This is a genomic window from Agromyces sp. P1_H4 (genome assembly GCF_056405255.1).
Genome location: NZ_JBFUCL010000236.1, coordinates 1 through 6,053 on the forward strand (window position 1 = coordinate 1; position 6,053 = coordinate 6,053).

Consider the following 6,053-nt stretch of genomic DNA (forward strand, 5'->3'; position numbering starts at 1 on the left):
CCCCAGAGCCGCCCGTCGATCGCGAGGCAGGCCGCTGCGCCGAACAGGATGTCGTTCGCGAGCTGCGGCTCGTCCTCGGCGAGCGAGCCGGCGAGGTCCCGCGCGGCGAGCTGCTCGTGCACCGCATCCGCTTCGACGTGCTCGTCGAAGTAGTCGGTGACCTCGGCACCGAAGCCGAGTCGCCGGAGGCCCTTCGCATAGGCGCGGCAGGGAAGCGACGACGTCATCTCGTAGGCGGCGAGGTGCCCGACGATCGCGCCGCGGAGGCGTCGATGCAGTCCGAACAGCGACATGAGGTTCATCGATGTGTACACCTCGACCGGCACGTGGTCGGCGTAGGCGCCGTAGCGATCGTCGAGCCCTGCTCCGAGCAGCGCGTTCGCGAAGATCGTCGCGTGGAGTCGCTCGGGCCGGCCGCCGCCGTACTCGTCGGCCTGGATCTCGACGAGGGCGGCCTTCGCGCGGGCGTGCAGCCGCGGGATGGCCCAGCTGTGCGGGTCCGCCTCCTTCAGCGTGTAGATCGTGCGACAGGCGAGGATCTCGAGCACCTGCTCCGACGTGGCGTCGCGCTCCACGAACGCCGACAGGCTCGGGCCGTCGTCGGCCTCGACGAGGGCGAAGAGCGCCTCGGGGACGTCGCGCGTGGCGACCGGCTGTGGCACCGCGGCCCGCAGGGCGGACTCGAACGCGTGCTCGATCGTCTCGCGCACGGCCAGGAGGCGCGGGTCCCACTCCCAGGCGTCCGAGACGCCCTCGAGGCCGCCGTAGTGCAGCTCGTACATGAGGAACAGGGTCAGCTGCAGGTCGTCGTCGGCGAGCACGTCGTCGGATGCCGCGAGCGACTCGGTCGCGGCATCCGCGAGCCCCTGGAGGGGTGCCTGCCGGGGGCCTGTGAGCAGGCCGATGAGTTCCTCGCTGACCCGGCCCCGCGGGCTCGGCAGCGACATCGGCCGCATCGGGGACGCAGGACCCGGTGCGCCGCTGGTCGTGGTGTCGCGCCCAGGCTCCGCGGTGATCGTCATTCCAGCTCCCTCGCTCGGTCTGCCTCCACCGTAGGAAGCGGCGAGGGGAGTGTCACCGGGCTTGACCCGCGCGCGGGGGAGCGATAGCCGGCGAAGGTACCGGTCGTCGCCACGCCGCTCGGCGGCACCGCAGTGCTCACTAGAATCGTCGGGTGCCCACACGCCTTTCGAACTACTTCCTCCGCACGCTCCGCGAAGACCCCGCCGACGCCGAGGTGGCCAGCCACCGGCTGCTCGTCCGCGCGGGCTACATCCGCCGACAGGCCCCGGGCGTGTTCGCGTGGCTGCCGATCGGCCTTCGCGTCAAGGCGCGCATCGAGCAGATCATCCGCGAGGAGATGACGGCCGCCGGCGCGCACGAGGTGCACTTCCCGGCGCTGCTGCCGCGAGAGCCCTACGAGGCCTCGAACCGCTGGACCGAGTACGGCGACGGGCTCTTCCGCCTGCAGGACAGAAAGGGCGCCGACTACCTGCTCGCCCCGACCCACGAAGAGGTCTTCACGCTGCTCGTGAAGGACCTCTACGGGTCGTACAAGGACCTGCCCCTGACGATCTACCAGATCCAGGACAAGTACCGAGACGAGGCCCGCCCCCGAGCCGGGCTCCTCCGCGGCCGCGAGTTCACGATGAAGGACGCCTACTCGTTCGACGCGAGCGACGAGGGCCTCGACACCAGCTACCAGGCGCAGCGCGACGCCTACGAGCGCATCTTCGCCCGGCTCGGCCTCGACTACGTGATCGTCGAGGCGGATGCCGGGGCGATGGGCGGCTCGAAGAGCGAGGAGTTCCTGCACCCGAGCCCCATCGGGGAGGACACGTTCGTGCGATCGTCGGGCGGGTACGCCGCCAACGTGGAGGCGTACACGACGACGGCACCCGACCCGGTCCCCTTCGATGGGCTGCCCGAGCCCGCGATCCTCGACTCGCCGAACACCCCCACGATCGCGACCCTCGTCGACCTCGCCAATGCCGAGTACCCCCGGCCCGACGGTCGTGCGTGGACCGCGGCCGACACACTCAAGAACGTGGTGCTCGCGCTCGTGCACCTCGACGGCACCCGCGAGCTCGTCGTCGTCGGCCTGCCCGGCGACCGCGACGTCGAGATGAAGCGCGTCGAGGTCGCGTTCGCTCCTGCGGAGGTCGAGGCGGCGACGGAGGCCGACTTCGCGAAGCACCCCGGTCTGGTCAAGGGCTACATCGGCCCCTGGTCGCCCGACGGCGCAGTGCTCGGGGAGGATTCGGCCACCGGCATCCGCTTCGTCGTCGACCCGCGGGTCGTCGACGGCACCGAGTGGATCACGGGCGCGAACCTCGACCAGAAGCACGTGTTCGGGCTCGTCGCGGGCCGTGACTTCGTCGCGGACGGCGTCGTGGAGGCCGCCGAGGTTCGCGAGGGCGACCCCGCACCCGACGGCTCCGGCCCGGTGGAGCTCGCACGGGGCGTCGAGATCGGCCACGTGTTCCAGCTCGGCCGCAAGTACGCCGAGGTGCTCGGCCTGAAGGTGCTCGACGAGAACGGCAAGCTCGTGACCGTGACGATGGGCTCGTACGGCATCGGCGTGACGCGCATCCTCGCGATCATCGCCGAGGGCCACCACGACGAGAAGGGGCTGATCTGGCCCGCGTCGATCGCGCCCTTCGACGTGCACGTGCTCGCCACCGGCAAGGACGACAGCGTGTTCGAGGCGGCCGAGTCCATCACGGCCGCGCTCGAGACCGCAGGCTACGACGTGCTGTACGACGACCGTCCGAAAGTGTCGCCGGGGGTGAAGTTCGGCGACGCCGAGCTGATCGGCGTGCCGAAGATCGTGGTCGCCGGCCGCGGCGTCGCCGACGGCGTCGTCGAGGTGTGGGACCGAGCCACGGGTGACCGGGTCACTGTGCCGATCGACGGGGTCGTGGCGACGCTCGCCGGCTGACGCTCAGAGCCTCGCGTAGCGCGCCCGCGCGAAGCAGTAGACGCCGTAGATCACGAGTCCCGCTCCGACCAGCCAGAGGATGATCTGGCCGAACGGCAGTGCCGCGAGGCTCTTCAGGGCGGAATCGAGGCCGCCGGCCTTCTCGGGATCGTGGGTGAACGCCGCGACGACGAACAGCACGCCCACGACCGCGACGGCGATGCCCTTGGCGACATAGCCGACCGTTCCGAACATGCGGATGCCGTCTCCCGCCTTGCCCGCCGGCAGCGACAGCTGCTTCGCGAAGTCCTTCCGGATGCCGCGGACGATGAAGGCGACGCCGATGCCGAGCACGACCAGTCCGATGAGCACGAGCACGAGGATCCCGCCGGGGGCGGCGAGGAGCTGCGCGCTCATCGTCGTGCTCGACTCCGACGAGTCGGACCGGCCGCCGAGCGCGTAGACGAGCGCGGTCGCGCCGATGGCGAAGTAGGCCACGGCCGTGCCGAGTTCCTTGATGCGGCGTCCCCACTTCTTCTTCGAGTCGGAGTCGCGCTCGAGCAGCGCCTCCGCGACCTGCCAGATGCCCAGCGCGGCGAGGCCGATCACGATGACCCACAGCACCACGACGCCGAAGGGCAGGCGTGCGATCTGCTCCATGGCACCGCTCTGGTCCGCCTCGCCACCGCCCGGGCCGACGGCGACCGAGATCGCGATCACGCCGATGATGAGGTGCACGATGCCCAGCACGACGTAGCCGATGCGGGCGAGGGCTCTGAAGGGACGCGAGCTCTGGGCGGCGCTCGCGGTCTCCTTGATGGTTTCGGGTTCCATCGGCACAGCGTATCGAGCCGGCTCGTCTCTGCTCGCCCCCTTGCGCGAAGGCCCCGAGTGCGCAGTGCGCCCTCGGAGCCGCGACGGACGCGGGGGCTCCTCACGACCGACGCAGGCCGACGAGCGCCCACCGGCGGATGACGGCGCCTCGCGACATCCGCTACGGTAGAGAGTCGTCCGCTCCGAGGGGAAGCGGCACTGAGAGCTGAATAGAGGAGGCCGGCGTGGACATCGACCTCAGCGTGCTCCGCATGATGGAGCGCGAAAAGGAGATCCCGTTCGACGAACTGGTGGAGATCATCGAGCAGGCGATCCTCATGGCCTACTTGAAGCACACCAACCCCGGCCAGCACGGCCACGCGAACCCGAGCGGCGCCCGCGCCCACCTCGACCGCAAGACCGGCCACGTGTCGGTCTACATCCCCGAGCTCGACGAGGACGACAACGTCATCGGCGAGGTGGAGGACAGCCCCAGCGACTTCGGCCGCATCGCCGCCTTCGCCGCGAAGCAGGTCATCAACCAGCGCCTGCGCGACCTGGCCGACGACGCCGTGCTCGGCGAGTTCCGGGGGCGCGAGGGCGACATCGTCGCCGGCATCATCCAGCAGGGTCCCAACCCGCGGATGGTGCACATCGACCTCGGCACCGTCGAGGCGATCCTTCCGCCCGAGGAGCAGGTCCCCGGCGAGGAGTATCCCCACGGGCAGCGCATCCGCGTCTACGTGACGAGCGTCTCGAAGGGCCAGAAGGGCCCCTCCATCACCGTGTCGCGCACCCACCCCGCCCTGGTGCGCAAGCTGTTCGCGCTCGAGGTGCCCGAGATCGCCTCAGGTGTCGTCGAGATCGTGTCGCTCGCCCGCGAGGCCGGGCACCGCACCAAGATCGCCGTGCGCGCGAACCAGCCCGGCGTCAACGCCAAGGGCGCGGCGATCGGCGAGCTCGGCCAGCGCGTGCGCGCGGTGACCGCCGAGCTCGGCTCGGAGAAGATCGACATCGTCGACTGGTCCGATGACCTCGCCACCTTCGTCGCGAGCGCGCTGTCGCCGGCCAAGGTGACGAGCGCGTACGTCATCGACGAGTCGACGCGAGCCGTTCGCGCGCTCGTGCCCGACTACCAGCTTTCGCTCGCGATCGGCAAGGAGGGCCAGAACGCCCGCCTCGCCGCCAAGCTCACGGGCGCGAAGATCGACATCCAGCCCGACTCGATCCTCGAGTCGAACTGAGCCCCGGGCCCGCGTCGGCGGGCTCCCAGCCCAGAGGTGTAGGATGGAACCCGTCAGAACGTGCATCGGATGCCGTTCGCGCGCCCCGCGGTCCTCACTTCTGAGGGTCGTCTCCCAGAATTCCCACGTCGTGGCCGATGCCTCGGCCGTGCTTTCGGGCAGGGGTGCGTGGTTGCATCCGACGCTCGAGTGCTACCGGCTCGCCGTGCGGCGACGCGCCTTCGGACGCGCACTCCGCATCCGCGGCGAGGTGGACACCAGCAACGTAGAGAACAGGCTGAACGGCTAATGGACAACTCATGAGCGGCTCGAAATGAGACCCGTCCGCCATTGATGGTCCGCCCTGTTTCGGGGTGGGCCCGGAACAGGAGAGAAGTGGCTGCCAAACCACGCGTACACGAGATCGCATCCGAACTCGGTGTCGACAGCAAGATCGCCCTTGAGAAGCTCAAGGAGATGGGCGAGTACGTCAAGGGACCCTCGTCGTCCATCGAACCCCCCGTCGCGCGCCGCCTGAAGGCCGCGCTCGAGGCGGCAGGCGCCGCCTCCAATGGGGCACCCGCCGCGCCGGCGAAGCCCGCTGCTGCTGCGGTGAAGCCGGGCCCCAAGCCCGCGCCGAAGCCCGCTGCGGCTCCCGCAGAGCCCGCCGCTCCCGCGGCCGACGTGCCCGTCGCCGAGGTGCCGATGACGGTCGCCGAGCGCCAGGCGCAGGCCGAGGAGAAGGCGGCCCAGGCCGCCGCCAAGCCGGCCGAGGCACCCGCCGCGCCCGCCGCATCGGATGTCGCGACGCCCGGTGCCGCCGGTCCCAAGCCCGGTGCCGCCATCCCGCGTCCGGCCCCGCGGCCCAACGCGCCGCGCCCCGGCAACAACCCGTTCTCGAGCTCGCAGGGCATGGGCTCGCGCCCGGCCCAGCCGCGCCCGGGCAACAACCCCTTCTCGAGCTCGCAGGGCATGGGCCAGCGCCCGTCCCCGGGCAACATCCCGCGCCCGCAGGCTCCCCGACCCGGCTCGCCGCGTCCCGGCGCCCCGCGTCCCGCGGGTGCCGGCGGTCGTCCCGGCGGCGGCTTCCAGCGTCC

6 protein-coding genes are annotated in these 6,053 nt (G+C 71.0%); 4 read left to right on the top strand and 2 right to left on the bottom strand.

The features are described from left to right. Positions 1-947: iron-containing redox enzyme family protein (locus AC1DY2_RS13785; RefSeq protein WP_476762953.1), on the bottom strand; the 947-nt coding region annotated here is incomplete at its 3' end. Positions 948-1,174: 227 nt separating this feature from the next. Here AC1DY2_RS13785 and AC1DY2_RS13790 point away from each other — a divergent pair. Further along, positions 1,175-2,941 carry a proline--tRNA ligase gene (locus AC1DY2_RS13790; protein WP_476762954.1) on the top strand — a complete coding sequence of 589 codons (1,767 nt, stop codon included), beginning with the start codon at positions 1,175-1,177 and terminating at the stop codon, positions 2,939-2,941. 3 nt (positions 2,942-2,944) lie between these two features. Here AC1DY2_RS13790 and AC1DY2_RS13795 read toward each other — a convergent pair whose 3' ends face one another. Continuing rightward, entirely contained in the window at positions 2,945-3,754 is an 810-nt protein-coding gene (locus AC1DY2_RS13795; protein WP_476762955.1) for a DUF1206 domain-containing protein, read from the bottom strand. Positions 3,755-3,978: 224 nt separating this feature from the next. On the opposite strand from AC1DY2_RS13795, the gene nusA reads away from it, so the two are divergent. The 3 genes from nusA to AC1DY2_RS13810 form a co-directional block, all read left to right on the top strand. Further along, positions 3,979-4,977, top strand: coding sequence for a transcription termination factor NusA (gene nusA / locus AC1DY2_RS13800; RefSeq protein ID WP_309972881.1), 999 nt, complete (start codon positions 3,979-3,981; stop codon positions 4,975-4,977). A gap of 43 nt (positions 4,978-5,020) precedes the next feature. Continuing rightward, positions 5,021-5,266: a YlxR family protein gene (locus AC1DY2_RS13805; RefSeq protein WP_476762956.1), complete on the top strand. Its 246-nt coding sequence runs from the start codon at positions 5,021-5,023 to the stop codon at positions 5,264-5,266. An 86-nt stretch (positions 5,267-5,352) separates the two neighbouring features. Continuing rightward, on the top strand, positions 5,353-6,053 hold a 701-nt coding region (locus AC1DY2_RS13810; RefSeq protein WP_476762957.1), incomplete at its 3' end, for a translation initiation factor IF-2 N-terminal domain-containing protein.

Bases quoted from the DNA above. Each gene is read 5' to 3' on its own strand.
- AC1DY2_RS13795 (WP_476762955.1), bottom strand. From the start codon at position 3,754: ATGGAACCCGAAACCATCAAGGAGACCGCGAGCGCCGCCCAGAGCTCG.
- AC1DY2_RS13805 (WP_476762956.1), top strand. From the start codon at position 5,021: ATGGAACCCGTCAGAACGTGCATCGGATGCCGTTCGCGCGCCCCGCGG.